The following is a 20,770-nucleotide window of genomic DNA, read 5'->3' on the forward strand; positions in this document are numbered from 1 at the left end:
AAAAATCCCCGCCTTCACAAAGCCGGCGGGACGTTATAAGCAACCATTACAAAACTTTACGCAAAAATGAAAATGACATATATTTTAATCGGAATCATATTATCTATAGCAATCATATTATTTTTAAATAGTTGTAGAAACAAATCCGCTTCAAATGAAAAGTTTTATCTGAACCAAAAACTATAAAAACACAGGAAAACACTTTTCCTGAACTTAGAAAAATGGCTTTTTCTGTGTCACCTGAGCAACTTGGACTTTCATTACAAAATGACAAAACTGAAGTCTATGGAATAATTATGGATTGGGAAATGGGTGGAGCAACTGCTACAACAATATCATACATTACTGGGGATGCAAGTTTGTATTTGAGCTCTGGGGGCGGAGTAATTGGTGGTGGGCAACATCAAAATGTAAGTTCCGCAGCAAAAGAATTTGTAAAATTAGGAGAAACTTATCTAAATAAAACTGACAAAGTCGAAGAGCCAAGTTTACCAAATAAAAACGAAGTAATTTTTTTATCTACTTACAAATAAAGGGATTTATAGTGCTACCGAAAAAATGGAAAATTTTGAAAACGATTCATCAAATTGGATTGCATTATTTGAAGAAGGAAACAAAGTCTTAGCTGAATTGAGATTAATAAGTGACAAATAAAAATGGCAGCTTATAACAACGGTTTTATAAAATGGCTATGGCCAGTGTGTATTTGAAAGAGCCAGTGTTTGCAATTCTTCTCCGAAGTGAGGTTTTTTCTTTTTACTCTTTTCGGTATATTTGTAAGCAACAATAATAAAAATCCGCCACTTTATAAAGCCGGTGGACGTTAGCTGTAACTTTACTAAAAATGACCGTAAAAATATCAATATCAGTAATTTTACTAATCCTTTTCTTTTCTTGTAATGAAAAATTATCGGTAAAGAAAAGTGAAAAACCAAGATTTTTAAAACTTGATAAACGATATTCTATTGTTGGAGATTTTGATGGAGATAAAATCGATGACACAATTTTTGAATCATACCAAAACAGCGCAACAAAACAAGAGATTAATAAAATACATGATAGTTTAGATTGGGATAACGATTTAGAATTAACGGTAAAAAACAAACCAATTTCAATTTTATATTCAAGTGATAAGTCAATTGATAAACTAGTAGTTACAGAAAATTACCAACAAAAAGGTGTTTACTTGTTTTCAAATCTAGGCGATATTAATGGAGATGGAAAAGATGAATTTGGTTATGCAGTAGATTGGGCTGATTTTTCAAGCCTTAATACATATCGCATAATGACGCTTGACAAAAATAAATTTGTTGAAATCTTCAACTTTCCGATCCATGAAACCATGAGTATTATACCTGAAAATCTATTTGACTCTAATAAGTTAGTTTTGAAAATATCTGATAACACAATTAAATACAAATACGCAGATATGGAAGATGGAGATATAAAAGTAGGTGAAAAAAAATTTTAAATAACAAAAGCTACAGCTAACAGCGGTTTTATGCAATGGCGGGGCTTGGGATTTTTTGGGAAAGTTTTTGCTCGCACTTTTTGTATTAAAATTCACGTTTTTCTTTCACTCTTTTCGGTATATTTGTAAACGTCAGTAATAAAAAATCCGCCACTGACATAAAGCCGGCGGGACGTTGTAAGTGATTTTACACAAAGATTACAGAAAATTAATACAATTATTTAATACTTTAATCTATTTTTATAAACCAAACAACGTTTCAATTATGAAGAAAAAACTAAAGAATTTATTTTATTTATCACTTTTACTTTCTGGCTTAATTATTGTCGGGTGTGAATTACAAGAAGACGTAATTGACCAACACAACCACAAACAGAATTTAAAAATGTATGAAAAGACATTTGATGAATTAATGTCAGACGAAAAATTTGTTAATTCTTTCAATAAATTACCAAAAAGTAAAAAGAAAATTTCAACCTCGGCGATAGGAAAAACTGTTATGGAAGAAGAATATGGATTTATTATTACTGATAAACCAGCCATAATTATAGAAAGTGAACAAGGTGTTTCCTATACATTTAATATTACAAGAGAGTTAATTTCTGATGATTATTTTGAAAATCTCATCATTGAAAACCAACCAAATAATATTACAAAAGCTTACATAGTAAAATACAACATCCCTATTACAAATAACAGCCTTTTGCTTTCTTCAAATTATAATGAAGCTAATACAATTATTACTCCAATTGTATACAATAATAATATTGTTTCGCCAAATTCAAAACTGTATCCTTCAGGAGAAACTTGTATGACTTATTATTTTCCTATGTGTGAAGTCACAGGTGGAAGCTATAACAGTGACCATATTGCAAATAGTGATCAGTGTGTAACATCTTATTATAGCATTGAAACTGTATGCTTTCCTTCTGGAGTAGGTGGAGAACCTCCAACTAATAGCGATCCTACAAATCCAAATCCTTCAGATGGTTCTGACACAGGAGAAAATTATGAAGGAGGACACGATCCTAATCCAGAAGAAGACCCAATTATAACATCTCCAAATCTACCTGAATTTGAGGAATATAAAATTATTAATGAAACGAATTGCCTAAAGCTTAAAAAGTTAATTGAAACCACACAACTTAACCCAGTAAATTCTTTCAAGGAAGCTTTAGAACAAAATCAACATGATGCCGAAAATGGAAATTTTGAAAAAGGATTTAAATTAACTTACAGCCCTACAACAAACTCATTTAATATTGCGGAGGCACCTAACAGTGCCTCAAATTGCAGTAAAATTAATTTTTTCCCTTCAGCAAACATGATTGGCAATTTCACAGTCATCCAGTTTCATGCGGGTTAACAGATATGTTCTCTCACGGGGATGTAATTTTGTTTTACAATATGATTAAAACTCATAATTTCGGAAATTCAACTTATAGTAATGGGACATCTGTTGATTATTCAAACTTTGTAATTACTGTCGCAACTGGTTTTGGTACTTATGCCCTAAAAATTAAAGACTGGAACGCATTTAAAACAAAGATGGAATCAATACTATTAAATGAGTTTACGAAAGCAGATTTTTTAGAAAATTTTGAATCAATTCATAAAAAGTGGCAGTTTGATAGTTTAGGTAACAGTATAATTACAGCTGGAAAGAATGAAAAAAATATGTTAGAAACTATAAATTCCCTCCTTGGTTCTAGCATATCATTATATAAAGCTGATTCAGATTTTACAACATGGAATAGATTAGAAAATGAAAACAACATAGTAACCCAAAAACCATGCAATTAATTATGAAAAATAATATTTATTATATGATAATGGTATTTATAATTTCATTATCTTCTTGTAAAGCACAAATTGTAAATATTGACAATGATAATTATAGTCGAATTCCAGGTGTTTACTATAAAGATACTAACAATCAATTGGATCGGTATGTTGGAACATGGCTTTATACTAACGGCATGACCTCTTTAAAAATAATTATTCAAAAAAAATATAACAATTTTAATCCATCAAAGAATTTTTATGAAGACATTTTAATAGGCGAATATCAATATATTGAAAACGGGGTTGAAATTGTCAATACACTCCCCCGCTTACAAGATTCATCAATAAATTCACGCAATCATTTTATAAGTGGAAATTATCTTTTAAAACACTTTTACAGACCCATTTGTAATGACTGCGATGAAATATTCAAAAGAGTACGTATTCATTTTAAAGACCCTGAAAGAGATTATATGATGACTGATGCGTATATTGGTTACCAAGAGAATTTACCAAATGATAAAATGATTTTTGATTTACAAATGGGGACATCTTTAATTCCAAACGACACTTCACCTCAAACTACAAGAGTTCCTGCTGGACATTACATATTAGTTAAACAAAATTAAAAACCACTTACAACAAGGGTTTGCTGCAATAGCGGCTTTTAGGAAAACTGAAAGCCGCTATTGTATTTGTAATGGTTAGCGATAAATAAAAAATTGGTAAACTTACCCGCTACTGTCAGCAAGCCCCGGGACGTTAGGCGCTATTTTGATCGAACTCACTAAATATGAAATTATTATACAATTTTATTTTTGTCTTTTTAATCATTCAATCTGGAGTTGGTCAAACTTCAAACGAATATTCATACGCCATTTGGATTAGTAAATATGAACGAAACTGGATAGATTCTGAGGACAGCTTTTTCATTGTTGACATGAATTCAAATTCATTCAATTTAGAGTCAAGTAAATCATCTATGCTTATTTTAGGTGATGACTACGACGCACAATTATGTTGCAAAATGTTTATTCCTGAACAAAAAAATTCAGGTCACTACAATGAAAATGAATTATTCAAGCAAAACAAAGTGCTTAAGATTAAAGATGGAAATCTAACAATTCATATTTTAAAATTGAAAAGTTCAAACTGTGAATGCACAACTCGTAATGTTAGTAAGTTTGAAGGAATCGATCCACCCATTCTCGTAAAATTTCTATTAAATTACGAAACCTTAAAACTTTCAACTTCTGAAAAAAGGAAACTTAGAAAAGAAAAGGAATTTTATCGTAAACTTCTTAGAAAAAACAGCGCCTAACAGCGGTTTTAATAAATGGCTTGCGCCGGTGCATAATTGGATGATCCGGTGTTTGCACTTCTCTCCTATTTTTCAAATTTTCTTTAAAACTTTTTCGGTATATTTGTAAGCATCAGTAATAAGTTTCCGCTACTTTATAAAGCCAGCGGGACGTTAAGCAGTCCGTTTATCATAGATTACTAAAAAGAATGATTTGAAAAAAAAGCGTGATAAATGGAAAAATTAGCCCCTTACTTGATTTTATTACTTTTCGTTTCAATACCAATTTTACAATTTATATTGTATATCCGTATTGACAGCAATAAAATTAAAAAAAGTAAAAGCTTTATTACAATTATTATACTTTTTATATATTTTTTATTCCCTTTTTTAATTAATTTTTTACAAAATCAAAGAGAAGTTATCTCTGATTCAAAATATATTGAAACTAAATGTTTATTACCTGTTGTATCACTTTTCTTGGGATTGTGGATAATGGGTTTAATAATAACGTTAATCACATCGATATTTTATATTATCTATCGAGGAATATCAAATAAGATCAAAACTTAATGATTTAATCTATGATAACATAAAACCGAATGGCTAACAGCGGTTTAAACAATGGCTAAAACCAATATATATATTTGGAATAGTTTGTGTTCACACTTCAGCGCTAATTTTCATCTTTCTTTCTAACTTTCGGTAAATTTGTGAAAGCCAGTGTCAAATCATAACTATTGTTTAAAGCCGCAAAACGTTAACAACAGTGCAGCTAAAATTGGAAGAATTCAATGTTGTCAAAAAATATAAAATGTAGCATTATGAAAAAATTAATCCTAATCTCATTACTTTTTGGATTTTTTAATGTTTATTCTCAAAAAATATTCGACACACACATTCATGGTGAAGCAGACCCAAGCATTCAAATGAAACTACTAGAAAATTCTGGTGTCTACAAAGCAGCCATAAGTACTTCTTGGGACCTACAAGAAACTTATCGAGATAAACACAAAATTGAATTACTATATGGATTAATGCTTCCCTGTCCAAATGGAAAAGTCCCATATGTTAACCGACTTTGTTTTTCGGATGGAAAAGAATTGCCAGATATTAAATGGGTAGAACAACAAATTAATAATGGAAAAATTGATTTCATTGGAGAAATACTAAGCCAATATTACGGAATTTCACCATCAGATAAATTATTATACCCATATTATGCATTAGCTGAAAAATACAATCTCCCTGTTGGTATTCATACAGGATTAGCAGGTCCTAATCATGGCTGTCCAAATTTTAAAGTAAGTTTAGGAAGTCCAATCTTAATGGAAGATTTAATATTAAAATTTCCGAAGTTAAAAATTTGGATTATGCATGCAGGCAGTCCTTTTTTAGAAGAAACTATAGCAATTATGAGTGTTTATCGAAATGTATACACCGACATATCCGCTATTTCAAATCCTTATATTGTTCCCCACAAAGATTTTTACGCTACTATGAAAAGATTAATCGATGCGGGTTTAGAAAATAGATTAATGTTTGGATCCGATAATGGTGACATCAAACAAGCAATTGAATCAGTTAATAAACTTGACTTTTTATCTTCAGAGCAAAAAGAAAAAATATTCTACAAAAATGCAGAACAATTCTTTAAAAAATGAAAGCACAGCCGTTAACAGCGGTTTTAAACAATGGCTAAAACCGATGGATATTTGAAAGAGTTTGTGTTAGCACTTTAGTGTTAATTTTTATCTTTTTCCTTTCTAACTTTTCGGTATATTTGCAAACATCGGTAACAAATCTTTGCCTCTTTTAAAGCCGGCGGGACGTTAGCCGGAAGTGATGAAAAAACGGAACGCAAATAATAAAACATCAAATACTTAAGGCGATAAACATCATATTAAATTTATGAAATTGAAACTTAAAAAGGTTGCACATAATTGTGGTACTTGAAAAAGTGAAACTCGATAAATTTTATACTCAAAATAATAAACTTTAAAAAATGAACTTTTAAAATATGGAAAAATTAACAACTGATTTTAGCATTGGTTTGCTTTTGTGGCAAACATTTCTTGTGGTACTTTTTGCTGCTATTGTATATTTTCTCGTCAAATTATATAAAAAAATTATGCGTAATACAATAAATAAAAATTGATAAAACAGAATATTATCAATTTAGTTTTAAAACCTAAAATCTTGCCAGCTGCTAACAACAGTTTGGTAGAATTGTTAAGTTCAGTTTGCACAAGGAAACTTCCTTGTTTGCACTTCTTCAAAGAAGTAAGGTTTTCTCTTTCAATATTTTACAATACCTTTTCTCATACATTTGAAATAAGAAACAAAAACAATTTAAAAATATAATTCATGGCACTTATCAATCCGCACATTAACTTCAACGGAAATGCCGAAGAAGCATTCAATTTTTACAAATCTGTATTTGGGGGAGAATTTGCAAAAATTATACGTTTCAAAGAGATATCAACCCCTGAATATCCAGTAGCAGAAAATGAGGCAAATAAGATAATGCACATTGCTTTACCAATTGGCAAAAACGTTTTAATTGGTAATGATGTACCTGAGTTTATGGGAAAAGTTAATGAAAATGAAAACAGGTCTAAAATATCAGTAAGTGCAGAAAATCGTGAAGAAGCTTACAAATTATTTAATGGCCTTTCATCAAACGGGAGTGTAGAAGTGCCTATTGTAGACAACCCTGAAGGTTCATGCTTTGGAATGTTTCGAGACAAATTCGGTATTGAATGGATAGTAGATTTTGACCCCAAAATATAACGGAGAAATATAGGCAAAAAACAACAAATGCCTGACAGCGGTTATATGAAATGTCGGGGCTTGACATTTTTTTGGAATGGTCGGTGTTTACATTCCTATATTAAATTGAGCTTTTGCCTTTCAACTCTTAATACATTTACAATCAGCTGCAATAAATCATCCGCTACAGGACAAAACTGGTGCGGTATTAGCCGTAAACAATTGAAAATCGTAAAAAAATGAGAATCTTTTACTTTATATTCCTTCTTTTGGTTACAATTTCTCATGCACAAAAAATTGATAAACAAGCAATTATAGAATTAGACAAACTGCATTCAAGAACAAATTTCATACGTGATTCCATTGGAATTCTAATAAAAAGCCAAAATGCTAAAATCAAAGAAGAAATTAATTCCGATAAGACAGAATTTTTGATGCTTTCATTAGATTCACTTTACAATGTTTCCGATAAAAACGATATTGAAGAATTAAAAACAGATATTAACTACTGTATAAAAAACCCATCATGCTCTTATAGTTTCAATCTTGTTTACCTTCAAGTTGCAAGACAAAGAGGAAAGAATTTTTATAAAGAATTTGAATATGTTTATAACAATTCTTCAAAAGAAATAAAGGAAAGTGAAACCGGAAAAAAAATGGCTGAAAAATTAAAGTTTTTCAAACAAAGCATGGTTGGCAGTGTGGCTCCTAAATTTTCAGGTGTTGATATTTACAAACAGGATATTTCACTTCAGAATTTTTATCAAAAAAAATATGTTTTAATAGATTTCTGGGCTAGTTGGTGTGCTCCGTGCCGTGAAGAAATACCGTTTCTGAAATCATTAAAAGAGAAATATAAAGCACAAGATTTTGAAATAATTAGCATTTCAATTGACGAAGACTTGAAAAACTTAGAAAATGCAATTACTAAAGAAAAAATAGAAGATTGGAAACATTTTTCAACGCTACAAAACAATAGTTCAATCAAACAAGAATACTTTGTTAACGGAATTCCTCATAAAGTACTAATTGACAAGAATGGAATAATTATCGGCAAATGGAAAGCAAGTGGAGAGTTAAATAAAAAAGAATTAGAAAATCAATTAATTCAAATTTTTGGATATTAATTTTTACCTACAGTTAACAGCATTTTCTTTGAAATGGCGGTTTGAGTGTATATCGGTAACTGAAAAATAAACAAAATCCTAAAACATAGATTGACCAAAAAGTTATTCTGAATACAAATACAATTTTTAAGAAAAATACTAAATTTGATAGAACTAAAATTAACTAACCTTTTTGGTATTAAGGTCTTGATGTCGTCCATTGGATAATTCATTTTTTATACCAAATTATAGTAATCAAAACAACAGCTAATAACAATGGCAAATAAAAAGGAATTATCAACCGAACAACGCGAAGAACTACTAAAAATAGTAAAAAACCGTTTTGAGAAAAACATGAGCCGCCATGCAGGTATTGAATGGCCAAAAGTGCTGGCAAAACTGGACGCAAATCCTGAAAAACTTTGGTCGCTCAATGAAATGGAAAGAACCGGCGGTGAACCCGATGTTGTTGACTATAACAAACAGGAAGATCAATACATTTTTTATGATTGTTCAGCAGAAACTCCTAAGGGTCGCAGAAGCATTTGTTACGATCATGAGGCCTTAGAATCCCGAAAAGAAAATAAACCGGCAAACAGCGCTGTGAATATGGCCACAGCCATGGGGATAGAACTGCTGTCCGAAGAACAATACAGAGCTTTACAGCAACTAGAAAATTTCGACAAAAAAAGCTCCAGTTGGGTAAAAACTCCTTCAGCGATAAGAAAACTTGGCGGTGCAGTCTTTTGTGATTTCAGGTATAATACTGTCTTTCTTTATCACAACGGTGCAGAATCATATTATGCCGTCAGAGGTTTTCGAGGCTTGTTAAAGATTTAAATAATCATATTCCGTCAACTAAGAATACTTATTTTTGCATCTAAAATTCATCCATGAACATCAAACTTCTCGCCATTGGAAAAACAGATAACAAAGCCCTGCAATCCTTAATCGATGATTACACGAAACGCTTATCTTTTTACATCAAATTTGATCTGGAAATCATTCCCGATATCAAAAATGTAAAAAATTTATCCGAAAATCAGCAGAAAGAAAAAGAAGGGGAACTGATTTTAGCCAAGCTCACTCCTACCGATCAACTGATTCTTTTGGATGAAAACGGTAAGTCTTTCTCCAGCGTAGGTTTTTCCGAAGAATTACAGAAGAAAATGAATTCCGGAGTAAAAACACTCGTTTTTGTAATTGGCGGCCCATATGGTTTCAGCGACGAAGTATATAAAAAAGCACAAGGCAAAATATCGCTTTCCCTAATGACCTTTTCCCATCAGATGGTACGTTTATTTTTTATCGAACAACTTTACAGAGGCTTTACAATTTTAAGAAACGAACCGTATCATCATCAATAAACATATTCCTCAGAGCCAACTGTTTTAAGTTCCATTGCATTCAAAAACAACTTGTTCAGAAGATAGTTGCCGTACAACATATTTTTATCAAAACCATAATGTACCGGTTTCAAATCTTGATTGATGCGGATAATGTGCTTCTCCAAATCTTTACGTTCCACTACTGAATCGTTTACCAAAATACGGTTCTTTTTATCGATAAACACAACAATTCCTTCAACAGGCTTTTGGAGTTTGTACTGAATATTGGTAAAACCGAGAAAAGCCAGATTCTTTCCGATACTGTCCGCATACGAATAATAATTTTGTGTGGTCGCAACTTCACCTTTCGATTTCTTGCGTTTCTTTTCCTGAAGTTTGACGATGTCCGGCAATATGCTTTTCAACGGAAGTCGTTTGTCAATATTAAAAACCCAATTAGTAGTTGTAATCACTGTATTTTTACTGACATCGGCAATCGTATCTTTATTTTCAACCGAAAAAAACATATCAATTGTAGAAAGATCGTCAACTTGTTTCACTAAAGTTACATCCGCTTTAGGAAGCAAAATTTTCTTTTCTTCTCCACACGAAAACAGTAAAACACTTGCCAACAGCAACGTAATTTTTCTCATCACAATTTATTTTATTGTTGTAGAACTTCAAATAATCTAACACATTCCACCGCTTCCTTTACATCGTGAACACGAAGGATTTTAGCACCTTTCATCAGGGAAACCGTATTTAAAAACGTGGTTCCGTTTAACGCTTCTTGCGAACTGGTGTTCAATAATTTATAAATCATCGATTTTCTGGAAACCGCAGACAACAAAGGAACGTCGAGCATCTGGAACAATTCGAGTTTTTGAAGTACTTCGTAGTTCTGTTCCAATGTCTTGGCAAAACCAAAACCAGGATCAATAATAATGTCGTTAATGCCCAAACTTCTGGCAGCTGCGATTCGTTCCGAAAAATAGAAAATCATTTCTTTTACGATATCTTCATAATCCGTGAGCGTTGTCATTGTTTGAGGTGTTCCGCGCATGTGCATCATAATATAAGGCACTTTAGTTTGTGCAATTACATTCAGCATTTTATCATCCAACAAACCCGCAGAAATATCGTTGATAATGGATGCTCCGCTTTCAATAGCAGCTTTTGCCACTTCTGCCCTAAACGTATCAATGGACAATATCGCTTCGGGAAATTCTTTTGAAAGCAAAGTAACAATCGGTGTCAATCGTTCAGTTTCTTCATCTTCCGAAACAAAAGCGGCATTCGGTCGTGAAGAATAAGCACCGATATCGATAATTGCGGCACCTTCCGTCAACATTTTTTCCGTCTGATTCAGGAAATCTGCTTCGGTTTTATATTTTCCGCCGTCGAAAAAAGAATCGGGAGTGATGTTTAGAATCCCCATCACTTTTGGTGTGGACAAATCAAGAAGGTTTCCTTTACAGTTGACAGTCATTATATTACAAAAATCGGGTTGCTAATAAAATGTTACAAAGCAGCATAAGCTTTGAACTTCATTTGAATTTCTTTACATTTGAAAATTCAAGAACAAAGATAACCAGAAAATGAGTAACACCTCACAGGAATATGATAAAGTAATCGCCATCTGCCGCGATTTGTACAGCAAAAAGATGAAAGATTACGGAAGCGCCTGGCGTATTTTACGTTTGCCTTCCCTAACCGACCAGATATTCATCAAAGCGCAACGTATCAGAAGTTTACAGGAAAACGAAGTCCGTAAAGTAGACGAAGACGAAACCGGAGAATTCATCGGTATCATCAACTATTGCATCATGGCATTAATTCAGTTAGACTTGGGCGTTGCAGATCAACCCGATTTAGATTGGGAAACCGCCGTTCGTTTATACGACGAAAAAATATTGCTTACCAAAACCTTAATGGAAGCCAAAAATCACGATTATGGCGAGGCTTGGCGGGACATGCGCGTAAGTTCTTTAACCGATTTAATCCTTCAGAAATTACTTCGCGTGAAACAAATAGAAGATAACAAAGGAAAAACTTTAGTTTCCGAAGGCATCGATGCCAATTATCAGGATATGATTAATTATTCGGCATTCGCCTTAATTTTAATGGGTTTTACAAAATAAACATGATTTTCAGAGAAGCACATAACGACGATATTCCGCAAATTCAGATGGTTAGAAATTCCGTAAAAGAAAATACGCTTTCCAATCCGGATTTGGTTACCGATAAAGATTGCGAAGAATTTCTTTTCGAACGCGGCAAAGGCTGGGTTTGTGAAATTAACCATAAAATAATTGGTTTCGCCATTGCGGATTTAAAAGACAATAACATTTGGGCTTTATTCCTTCATCCTGATTTTGAAAAACAAGGCATTGGAAAAGCATTACATCAGATTATGCTCGACTGGTATTTTAAACAGGGAAAAGAAACAGTATGGTTAAGTACCGCTTTCAACACAAGAGCAGAAGCCTTTTATCGAAAAGCAGGCTGGACAGAAGTTGGCACACACGGCACCAAAGAGATTAAATTTGAAATGACTTATAACAATTGGTTAAATCACAACATAAAATAACATGAAATACTTAGTACACGTATCGCGAATTATAGTTGGTGTTTTATTCATTATCTCCGGTTTGATCAAATTAAACGACCCCACCGGTTTTTCCTTTAAATTGGAAGAATATTTTTCAGAAGGTGTTCTAAACATGCCTTTTTTAGTGCCTTATGCCTTAGCTATCGCTTTGTTTGTGGTAATTTTTGAAGTGGTTTTAGGAGTAGCATTATTAATCGGGTTTAAACCAAAATGGACGATATGGAGTTTATTATTAATGATTGTTTTCTTCACGTTCTTAACCTTCTATTCGGCTTATTTTAATAAAGTTACCGATTGTGGTTGTTTTGGCGATGCTTTAAAATTGACACCTTGGGAATCTTTTTATAAAGACTTAGCTTTATTAGTATTTATTCTGATTTTATTCTTCGGACAAAAGTACATCCAACCGCTTTTCAAACCGATGGTGGGCGCTTTAACTGTATTTGTTTCGTATTCATTGTGTCTTTTTATGGGTTATTGGGTATTGAACCATTTGCCGTTGAAAGATTTCCGAGCGTATAAAATCGGAACCAACATCCAAAAAGACATGGAATTTCCGGAAGGAGCCGCGCGTTCGGTTTACGAGATGAATTTCGTGTACAAAGTAAACGGAAAAGAGCAGAATTTTGGCGAGAAAGATCTGATGAGTTTACCGGCCGGAGCCGAATTCGTACGTCGTGATGACAAATTGATTACACAAGGCTACGTACCTCCTATCCACGATTTTACCATAGAATTGGACGGTCAGGATTTTACCGAACAAATGCTGAACGAGCCAAAAGTAATTATGCTGGTTTCCTACGATCTGAATAAAGCGAAAGCAGACGGTTTGGTAAAATTGGAAACATTCTCTAAAAAAGCACAAGCCAAAGGTTATAAGGTAATTGGAATGACGGCCTCACCTATTGAAGATATTGCCAAATTCCGAAAAGAAAATAACATTTCATTCGATTATTATTTTTGCGATGCCACAACCTTAAAAACCATCGAAAGAGCCAATCCCAGTATCGTAGTCCTGCATAAAGGTACGATTGTTGATAAGAAACATTGGAATGATATTGACGATGTGAAACTATAATTTACTGATTATGAAAAAAATACTTATTACTGCAATTTTTGGTGTTCTTACTTTCGGAATTTATTCCTACACGCAAAAGAAAGAAGTAACCGAATTCAATAAAGAGGCGCTATCCGAAAAATTAATTACCTTAAACGGTAGCGAAACAACATTCGGAGAAATCCTCAAAAAGCAACAGGGAAAAACAACCGTAATTGAAGTTTGGGCATCCTGGTGTGGCGATTGCGTAAAGAATATGCCAAAACTGAAAGAACTGCAAGCGGCAAACCCAAATGTTGATTTTATCTTTTTGTCCTGTGATAAAACGCAGGAAAAATGGCAGTCCGGAATTTCAAAACACGAATTAAAAGGAGATCATTATCTAATTCCTGATGGTATGAAAGGAACCTTTGGCAAAGCTATTAATCTGGATTGGATTCCACGTTACATTATCGTAGATAAAAACGGAAAAGTTGCTTTATACCGCGCTGTTGAAACAGATCACGAAAAAATACAAACGACTCTAAACACATTAAAATAATGAGACATAATATTGTTGCCGGCAACTGGAAAATGAATAAAAATGCAGGTGAAACGGCAAAATTACTTTCTGATATTCTAAACCAGCTTCCTTCCGGAAAAGAAGTAGAAGTTCTGGTTGCACCATCATTTGTGAATTTATCACAAGCCATTCACATGCTGGAACATACCAATATTGGTGTCGCGGCTCAAAATATGCATCAGGCAGAAGGTGGTGCTTTTACCGGAGAAATTTCTGCGGATATGCTTACATCGATAGGGGTACAAAATGTAATTTTAGGACATTCGGAACGTCGTCAATATTTTAAAGAAACTGATGCGCTTTTAGCCAATAAGGTCGATACCGCTTTAAAACACGAAATGCGCGTGATCTTTTGCATTGGTGAAGAATTAAAAGACCGTCAAAACAAGCAGCATTTTAACGTAGTGGACAACCAGTTACGTGATGGTTTGTTTCATTTGGGAGCCAATGCGTGGGTAAACATCGTTTTAGCTTACGAACCCGTTTGGGCTATCGGAACCGGCGAAACGGCAACTCCGGAACAAGCACAGGAAATGCACCAATTCATCCGTGAAACCATTCGTCATAAATATGGTGAAAGTACCGCAGAAAATGTTTCTATTCTCTACGGCGGAAGTGTAAAACCGGACAACGCTAAAGAAATTTTCTCAAAAACCGATGTAGATGGTGGTCTAATAGGCGGTGCGGCTTTAAAAGCTGAAGATTTCGTTGCCATTGTAGACGCCTTTTAAAACATACATTTTCAAAGAGAAGCCGTTCATAAGAGCGGCTTTTTTTATTCCATAAAGTTCTGTTAAAACAATTTCTTACAAAAAGGGTTGTCCTTACATTTATTCGACAAAATCATCAATTATGAAAAAAATCGCTTTCGTATTACTCTTTGCTCCTATATTCCTTCAAGCCCAGCAAGCCAAAATTTATGAACCGGGAATTATTTCCAATGATGGGGTTTTCGGTTTTACACTTTCTCCGGATGGAAACCGTGCTTTATGGGTAGAATCCAATGGTGGTAGAGATACCTTGATTATAAAGGAAAGTGTAAAGCGAAACGGCAAATGGCAAAAACCGGTAAAAGCTTCTTTTTCAAATCAGTTGCCTTATAAAAATATTGATCCGATATTCAGTCCCGATGGGAAGACTTTGCTATTTCAGTCTAACCGTCCGGTAGCCAATCATCCGGAAAGAACAAAATTCGACCTTTATTCCATATCAAAAACCGAAAACGGATGGTCTGAACCGATAAACCTGCAGGACATTAATACCGAAGCTTCCGAATCGTTTGCCTCCATAACCAAAAAAGGCAACATCTATTTTATGAAGGAAAATGAAAACGGTACCGGAAAATCCGATATTTATGTTGCGGAATTTAAAAGCGGAAAATACACCCCGGCTGTAAATATTGGCACACCAATAAACACAAACGAAAGGGAATCCAATCCTTATATTTCACCAAAAGAAGAGTATATCATTTATTTTTCAACCGATCCGAAAGGGTTTGGTGATGTCGATTTGTACATCAGTTTCAAAATCAAAAACCAATGGAGCATCCCGCAAAATCTGGGCAAGGAAATCAATTCGGAAACAGCGGAATTCTGTCCGTTCGTCCATCAGAAAGAAAACCGTCTGTATTTCGCGCGACAATCCAAGAAAAATGACAAGCGTTTTATTGAAAACATCTATTACTACGACAATTTTAATACGCTGCTGAAAAAATTAAAAAAATCGGCTGTACTGCCAAAAGCGTAAACAATTCGTAATTTTGTGCTACTTTAGCAACATGATTACAGTTAACATCATCGGTTCGGGCAATGTCGCACAACATCTGATTTCGGTTTTTCAACAAACGGAGGATGTAATGCTGCAACAGGTTTTTTCGCGCCATCGTGAAAACATCAGCCATTTACTTACTGATAATAAAATTGTAACCGATTTTCAACATCTCAACCCTGCTGACATTACCATAATTTCAGTTACAGATGGAGCCATTGCAGAGGTTTCCAATCAACTTCCTTATGACAATCAGTTGGTAGTTCATACCTCTGGAAGCATGGGACTTGAGGAGCTTAACCCTAAAAACAGAAAAGGTGTTTTTTATCCTTTGCAGACCTTTTCGAAATCGAAAGCAATCAATTTTAAAAACATTCCGCTTTGTCTGGAAACAGAGGCTGTGAATGATTATGCAATTCTTGAAAATCTTGGAAAATCGATTTCGGATAAAGTATACAAAATCAGTTCACAACAAAGGCAAAGTTTGCATGTTGCGGCGGTTTTCTCCTGCAATTTCGTTAATCATTTGTATCAATTAGGTAATGAAATCTGTGAAGAAAACAAGGTTCCGTTCGAGATTTTATTTCCACTGATTCAGGAAACGGCCGATAAAATTAAAACGCTTTCCCCAAAAGAAGCACAAACCGGTCCGGCCATTCGTCACGACCAAAAAACCATTGAAAAGCATCTTGCTTTTCTCGACGATGAGAATAAAAAAACAATATATACCTTACTAACACAATCCATACAGCATAAATAATGGCAAAAAGTTATAAAGAAATCATGAATGACATCACCACTTTCGTTTTCGATGTGGATGGCGTTCTCACAGACGGAACCGTACACGTAACTCCAACAGGCGAAATGCTGCGTGAAATGAATATCCGTGACGGTTATGCGATGAAAGCAGCGGTTGAAAATGGTTATACCGTTTGTATTATTTCCGGCGGAAGTAATGAAGGTGTTCGCATCCGTTTGAGAAATTTAGGCATTACCGACATTCATTTAGGCGTTCATGATAAGGTGGAAACGTTTAAAGAGTTCACCGATATTTACAACATCAAACCGGAACAGGTTTTATACATGGGTGACGATATTCCGGATTATCATGTGATGCAATTGGTGGGCTTACCTACTTGTCCGCAAGATGCTTCACCTGAAATTAAAGGCATCAGTACTTATATTTCACACAAAAACGGTGGAAAGGGTGCGGTACGTGATGTCATCGAACAAGTGATGAAAGTTCAGGGCAAATGGATGGAACATTTCGACGCGAAATACGATTAGTTTTCAGTCGCAGTCACAATTTTCAGTAATCTAAAAACTAAAACTCAGTCTTCAATAAAACCATGAAATTCTTAAAACTGATTCGTTTTCAAAATTTAATAATGCTTGCTTTAATGCAGCTGGTTTTCCACTTCGTATTCTTCAAAAACCAACAAGAACCTTTTGTAGCTTTAACAGACCTTGAGTTTATTTTACTGGTTATTTCAACGGTTATGATAGCAGCTGGCGGTTACGTGATCAACAATATCATGGATCAGGAAACGGATGAAATTGCCAAGCCCAAAAATGTAATTGTCGGCAAACACATTTCGGAAGGAATGGCCTACAATATTTATATCGCACTGAACATCATTGGTGTAGGAATCGGTTTTTACCTTTCCAATCTTATTCAAAAACCGATGTTTGCTTCCATATTCATTGTAGTCGCAGGCACTTTGTATATGTATGCCACCAGTTTGAAACAAAATTTACTGATTGGGAATATCGTTGTGGCTTTACTCTTGGGTTTCAGTGTTATCATTGTGGGTATTTTCGATTTATATCCGGCAACCTACGAAGGCAACCGAACGCAAATGGCAATGCTTTTCAGTATATTGGTTGATTATGCCGTATTCGCTTTTATTATCAACTTTATCAGGGAAATTGTAAAAGACATCGAAGATATAGATGGTGATTACAATGCCGGAATGAGCACCTTACCCATTCTTTTAGGTAAAGAACGAACTGCGAAAGTTGTTTTCGGAATCACACTTATCCCTGTTGCACTTTTGCTGATTTACATTAACGATAATTTATTGAGTTTGGATTGGGTACTGTACTATATGCTATTGTTTGTTTTAGCACCTTTACTTTATTTTCTTATCAAAATCTGGACGGCTAAATCCAAGAAAGATTTTAACCATCTAAGCCTAATCTTAAAACTGGTTTTACTTTTCGGAATTCTTTCGATTGTTGTCATCACCGTAAATATGAAACTGAATGCTTAGAGAAAAATTAAAAGGATATAGTGTTATTTTAGCTTCGGGTTCACCACGTCGTCAGCAGTTTTTTAAGGAATTGGATCTGGATTTCGAAATTCGTTTAAAAGAGGTGGAAGAAATCTATGACGAGACGCTGGAAGCTGAAGCCATCACCAATTATTTAGCCGAATTAAAGGCAAATGCTTTTACAGAAGAACTTTCAGAAAAAGACATTCTGGTTACCAGTGACACTATTGTCTGGCATGAAGGAAAAGCATTGGGCAAACCAAAAGATTACCAAGACGCCTTCCAAATGATTGCCTCGCTTTCGGGCAAGACGCATGAAGTCATAACTTCTGTCTGTATTAGGACTAAAAGCAAAACGGACACTTTTTACGAAGTCACCAAAGTAACATTTAATGTGTTAAGGGACGACGAAATACGCTATTATTTAGATCATTACAAACCTTTCGATAAAGCCGGTTCCTATGGCATTCAGGAATGGATCGGTTTGGTTGCCATTGCAAGAATTGACGGCTCTTATGCTAATGTTGTCGGTTTACCGGTAGATAAAGTTTATCAACATTTGCTTACATTTGTATAGTAAAGCACAAGATAATGTTTGACAATCATTTTCTTTTCGAAATTGTTGCCACGGCCACTACCTTACTATTCTATATTCTGGTACGGTTTCTTACGGCAAAAATTATCCGTCGCTTCGCTAAAGTTTCAGAGATCATAGACCATCGACGAACCAATCTGGTGATCAAATACATTAGCATTCTTATTGGCATTCTTACTCTAATTGTATTGTTTACCATTTGGGGAATCAAAGCCGAGCATCTTGTGTTTTTTGCTTCTTCTGTATCGGCCTTTATTGGTGTTGCAATGTTTGCTCAGTGGTCCATTTTGAGTAATATTACTGCTGGCATAATTCTGTTTTTTAATTTTCCGTTTAAAATAGGCGATGTAATTCTCATTCACGACAAAGATTTTCCGGTAGAAGGTAAAATTGTAGATATCACAGCCTTTCATGCACTCCTGAAAACCAAAGACGGAGAGCTTATCACCTATCCTAACAATCTTCTTATCCAAAAAGGCATTACCATAGTAAAACAATACGGTGACGACCGCGAGTTTACCGACTAATAACTTTTCCTTAACTTTTATTGTGATTTTTTTAATACTTTTAAGAAAACATTCTTCGTTTTAACAGGAATAAACATGATTAATTTCATTAAAAACAAAAAGTTATGAAAGCAATTAAAAAGGTCGTACTCGGTTTAGTTTTTTTATTCGCCTTGCAGTCATCAGCTCAGGTATCGGTTAATGTAAATATTGGAACGCCACCCCCATGGGGGCCTATTGGATATGCAGAAGCGCGTTTCTATTATATTCCCGACATTCAAGTATATTATGACATTCACACAGCAATGTTCATTTATCACGGTCCCAGAGGATGGATTCATGTACACAATCTGCCGAACAGATACGCTCACTTCGATTTATACAGTGGCTACAAAGTAGTTTTAGATTATAGAGGAGGGAATCCGTACCATTATTATGACGTACACAAAGTAAAATATCCGAAAGGCTATAAAAAATACAAACAGAAACCTTTTAAAATGAAAGGTGATAACGGAAATCATCATGGCCACGCAAAAGGAGGACCAGAAAAAATTATTCACAGCAACAAAGCCGTTAAATTTAACCGTGACGGAAATCCCGGACATGGTGGCGGAAAACATGGCGGAAAACATGGCGGTGGAAACGGAAAAGGGAAAAACAAATAACAGTTTTTACTTTTAAAAACAAAAAAGCAAGGTTAAAGCCTTGCTTTTTTCATTCCGCTTCATTTTTACTAAACCTAATAAAAACAAAGCTTTGACAAGATTCTTTGTTAAAATCATTTCAACTTTTTCCCTGAAAATTTAATTTTGGCACGGTAGTTGGATTTATACAATCAAACAAGAATAAATTAAATTAAAATATACGATTATGAAAGCTATCAGACTATTATTTGCAGGATTATTTTTAATGACGTTAAGTTCTCAGGCTCAAGTATCGGTTAATGTAAATATTGGAACGCCTCCGGTATGGGGACCGGTCGGATACGCTGAAACAAGGTATTATTACTTGCCTGACATTGAAGTATACTACGATATTCCAACCGCTATGTTTATCTACTTTGATGGAGGCGGATGGATCAGAGCAGCCTACTTGCCTTATCGCTACAGACATTATGATTTATACGGTGCTTACAAAGTTTGTTTACATGATTACGGCCCAAACCCATATGTCTATTATAAAAACCATAGAGTTAAATACCATCATGGATACAGAGGACCTTATCAGAGAACCATTGGAGTAAGACCACAAGTAGTATACAACGGACCAAGAGACGGATATTACAGAGACAGAGACCGTGATGATGACAGAAGAGAGCAATACAGAGACCGAAACAATAACAGAAACGATTTCTACAGAAACGATAACCGAAACGAAAGAAGAAACAACGATTTCAGGAATGAATACCGTGGCGGCCGCGAGAATGGAAATGGCGGAGGGCATGAGCCAGGACGCGGACGTGGAAACGGAAACAACGGAAACGGAAACGGCAGGGGCCAAGGAAAAAGAGGCTAATTACAAATACTAATTTTATAAGGCAAGGACTTAAACGTTCTTGCCTTTTTTAATTTCCTGTTAAATAAATTATTGCGACAGCCTATTTGACTATCTTTGAAAGACAAGAATAACTCTACAAA

The 20,770-nt window shown here is 34.4% G+C and carries 27 protein-coding genes; 25 read left to right on the forward strand and 2 right to left on the reverse strand.

The genetic code is table 11. The features are described 5' to 3' along the window. Positions 1-221: 221 nt before the first annotated feature. The 12 genes from ABGT15_RS05730 to rlmH all read left to right on the forward strand — a co-directional run bounded on the left by ABGT15_RS05730 (position 222) and on the right by rlmH (position 9,801). Positions 222-533 carry a hypothetical protein gene (locus tag ABGT15_RS05730; RefSeq protein ID WP_367230467.1) on the forward strand — a complete coding sequence of 104 codons (312 nt, stop codon included), beginning with the start codon at positions 222-224 and terminating at the stop codon, positions 531-533. A gap of 311 nt (positions 534-844) precedes the next feature. Continuing rightward, entirely contained in the window at positions 845-1,471 is a 627-nt protein-coding gene (locus tag ABGT15_RS05735) for a hypothetical protein (RefSeq protein ID WP_367230469.1), read from the forward strand. Positions 1,472-1,736: 265 nt separating this feature from the next. After that, positions 1,737-2,837, forward strand: a complete 1,101-nt coding sequence (locus tag ABGT15_RS05740; protein WP_367230470.1) for a hypothetical protein — start codon at positions 1,737-1,739, stop codon at positions 2,835-2,837. Between the two features lie 41 nt (positions 2,838-2,878). Beyond that, entirely contained in the window at positions 2,879-3,274 is a 396-nt protein-coding gene (locus ABGT15_RS05745) for a hypothetical protein (RefSeq protein WP_367230471.1), read from the forward strand. Between the two features lie 2 nt (positions 3,275-3,276). Then, positions 3,277-3,885: a DUF6705 family protein gene (locus ABGT15_RS05750; RefSeq protein ID WP_367230472.1), complete on the forward strand. Its 609-nt coding sequence runs from the start codon at positions 3,277-3,279 to the stop codon at positions 3,883-3,885. A 164-nt stretch (positions 3,886-4,049) separates the two neighbouring features. Continuing rightward, positions 4,050-4,577: a hypothetical protein gene (locus ABGT15_RS05755; RefSeq protein ID WP_367230473.1), complete on the forward strand. Its 528-nt coding sequence runs from the start codon at positions 4,050-4,052 to the stop codon at positions 4,575-4,577. 213 nt (positions 4,578-4,790) lie between these two features. Continuing rightward, positions 4,791-5,129 carry a hypothetical protein gene (locus tag ABGT15_RS05760; RefSeq protein WP_367230474.1) on the forward strand — a complete coding sequence of 113 codons (339 nt, stop codon included), beginning with the start codon at positions 4,791-4,793 and terminating at the stop codon, positions 5,127-5,129. Between the two features lie 251 nt (positions 5,130-5,380). Then, a complete protein-coding gene (locus ABGT15_RS05765) occupies positions 5,381-6,220 on the forward strand; it encodes an amidohydrolase family protein (protein ID WP_367230475.1) in 840 nt (279 codons plus the stop codon). A gap of 703 nt (positions 6,221-6,923) precedes the next feature. Beyond that, entirely contained in the window at positions 6,924-7,349 is a 426-nt protein-coding gene (locus tag ABGT15_RS05770; RefSeq protein ID WP_367230476.1) for a VOC family protein, read from the forward strand. A gap of 218 nt (positions 7,350-7,567) precedes the next feature. Continuing rightward, positions 7,568-8,455 (forward strand): TlpA family protein disulfide reductase, encoded by an 888-nt coding sequence (locus tag ABGT15_RS05775; RefSeq protein ID WP_367230477.1) that lies wholly within the window; start codon positions 7,568-7,570, stop codon positions 8,453-8,455. A gap of 255 nt (positions 8,456-8,710) precedes the next feature. Then, positions 8,711-9,274: a DUF4256 domain-containing protein gene (locus ABGT15_RS05780; RefSeq protein ID WP_367230478.1), complete on the forward strand. Its 564-nt coding sequence runs from the start codon at positions 8,711-8,713 to the stop codon at positions 9,272-9,274. Between the two features lie 53 nt (positions 9,275-9,327). Continuing rightward, complete coding sequence (rlmH, locus tag ABGT15_RS05785) at positions 9,328-9,801, forward strand: 23S rRNA (pseudouridine(1915)-N(3))-methyltransferase RlmH (protein ID WP_367230479.1); 474 nt, start codon at positions 9,328-9,330, stop codon at positions 9,799-9,801. Here rlmH and ABGT15_RS05790 read toward each other — a convergent pair. Together ABGT15_RS05790 and folP are read right to left on the reverse strand one after the other, a co-directional pair. Further along, positions 9,795-10,415: a hypothetical protein gene (locus ABGT15_RS05790; RefSeq protein ID WP_367230480.1), complete on the reverse strand. Its 621-nt coding sequence runs from the start codon at positions 10,413-10,415 to the stop codon at positions 9,795-9,797. The genes rlmH and ABGT15_RS05790 overlap by 7 nt on opposite strands. An 11-nt stretch (positions 10,416-10,426) precedes the next feature. Continuing rightward, on the reverse strand, positions 10,427-11,251 hold the full coding sequence (gene folP, locus ABGT15_RS05795; RefSeq protein ID WP_367230481.1) for a dihydropteroate synthase: 825 nt from the start codon (positions 11,249-11,251) through the stop codon (positions 10,427-10,429). Positions 11,252-11,360: 109 nt separating this feature from the next. Here folP and ABGT15_RS05800 point away from each other — a divergent pair, with 109 nt between their 5' ends. The 13 genes from ABGT15_RS05800 (at position 11,361) to ABGT15_RS05860 (ending at position 20,648) form a co-directional block, all read left to right on the forward strand. Continuing rightward, a complete protein-coding gene (locus ABGT15_RS05800; protein WP_367230482.1) occupies positions 11,361-11,903 on the forward strand; it encodes a DUF1599 domain-containing protein in 543 nt (180 codons plus the stop codon). A gap of 2 nt (positions 11,904-11,905) precedes the next feature. Beyond that, on the forward strand, positions 11,906-12,352 hold the full coding sequence (locus tag ABGT15_RS05805) for a GNAT family N-acetyltransferase (RefSeq protein WP_367230483.1): 447 nt from the start codon (positions 11,906-11,908) through the stop codon (positions 12,350-12,352). 1 nt (position 12,353) lies between these two features. Continuing rightward, a complete protein-coding gene (locus tag ABGT15_RS05810) occupies positions 12,354-13,451 on the forward strand; it encodes a BT_3928 family protein (RefSeq protein ID WP_367230484.1) in 1,098 nt (365 codons plus the stop codon). A 10-nt stretch (positions 13,452-13,461) separates the two neighbouring features. After that, a complete protein-coding gene (locus tag ABGT15_RS05815) occupies positions 13,462-13,971 on the forward strand; it encodes a TlpA family protein disulfide reductase (protein WP_367230485.1) in 510 nt (169 codons plus the stop codon). After that, on the forward strand, positions 13,971-14,723 hold the full coding sequence (tpiA, locus tag ABGT15_RS05820; RefSeq protein WP_367230486.1) for a triose-phosphate isomerase: 753 nt from the start codon (positions 13,971-13,973) through the stop codon (positions 14,721-14,723). Before ABGT15_RS05815 ends, tpiA begins: the two co-directional genes overlap by 1 nt. Positions 14,724-14,844: 121 nt before the next feature. Continuing rightward, positions 14,845-15,738: a TolB family protein gene (locus tag ABGT15_RS05825; protein WP_367230487.1), complete on the forward strand. Its 894-nt coding sequence runs from the start codon at positions 14,845-14,847 to the stop codon at positions 15,736-15,738. A 31-nt stretch (positions 15,739-15,769) separates the two neighbouring features. After that, positions 15,770-16,519: a Rossmann-like and DUF2520 domain-containing protein gene (locus tag ABGT15_RS05830; protein ID WP_367230488.1), complete on the forward strand. Its 750-nt coding sequence runs from the start codon at positions 15,770-15,772 to the stop codon at positions 16,517-16,519. Further along, positions 16,519-17,046, forward strand: coding sequence for a KdsC family phosphatase (locus tag ABGT15_RS05835; RefSeq protein ID WP_367230489.1), 528 nt, complete (start codon positions 16,519-16,521; stop codon positions 17,044-17,046). Before ABGT15_RS05830 ends, ABGT15_RS05835 begins: the two co-directional genes overlap by 1 nt. Before the next feature lie 62 nt (positions 17,047-17,108). After that, complete coding sequence (locus ABGT15_RS05840; RefSeq protein ID WP_367230490.1) at positions 17,109-18,032, forward strand: geranylgeranylglycerol-phosphate geranylgeranyltransferase; 924 nt, start codon at positions 17,109-17,111, stop codon at positions 18,030-18,032. Beyond that, on the forward strand, positions 18,025-18,609 hold the full coding sequence (locus tag ABGT15_RS05845; RefSeq protein WP_367230491.1) for a Maf-like protein: 585 nt from the start codon (positions 18,025-18,027) through the stop codon (positions 18,607-18,609). Before ABGT15_RS05840 ends, ABGT15_RS05845 begins: the two co-directional genes overlap by 8 nt. 11 nt (positions 18,610-18,620) lie before the next feature. Further along, a complete protein-coding gene (locus ABGT15_RS05850; protein ID WP_437125355.1) occupies positions 18,621-19,154 on the forward strand; it encodes a mechanosensitive ion channel domain-containing protein in 534 nt (177 codons plus the stop codon). A gap of 104 nt (positions 19,155-19,258) precedes the next feature. Further along, on the forward strand, positions 19,259-19,798 hold the full coding sequence (locus ABGT15_RS05855; protein ID WP_367230493.1) for a hypothetical protein: 540 nt from the start codon (positions 19,259-19,261) through the stop codon (positions 19,796-19,798). 205 nt (positions 19,799-20,003) lie between these two features. Further along, positions 20,004-20,648, forward strand: coding sequence for a hypothetical protein (locus ABGT15_RS05860; protein WP_367230494.1), 645 nt, complete (start codon positions 20,004-20,006; stop codon positions 20,646-20,648). Positions 20,649-20,770: the final 122 nt, after the last annotated feature.

This window comes from Flavobacterium enshiense, assembly GCF_040750275.1.
Taxonomy (GTDB): domain Bacteria; phylum Bacteroidota; class Bacteroidia; order Flavobacteriales; family Flavobacteriaceae; genus Flavobacterium; species Flavobacterium enshiense_B.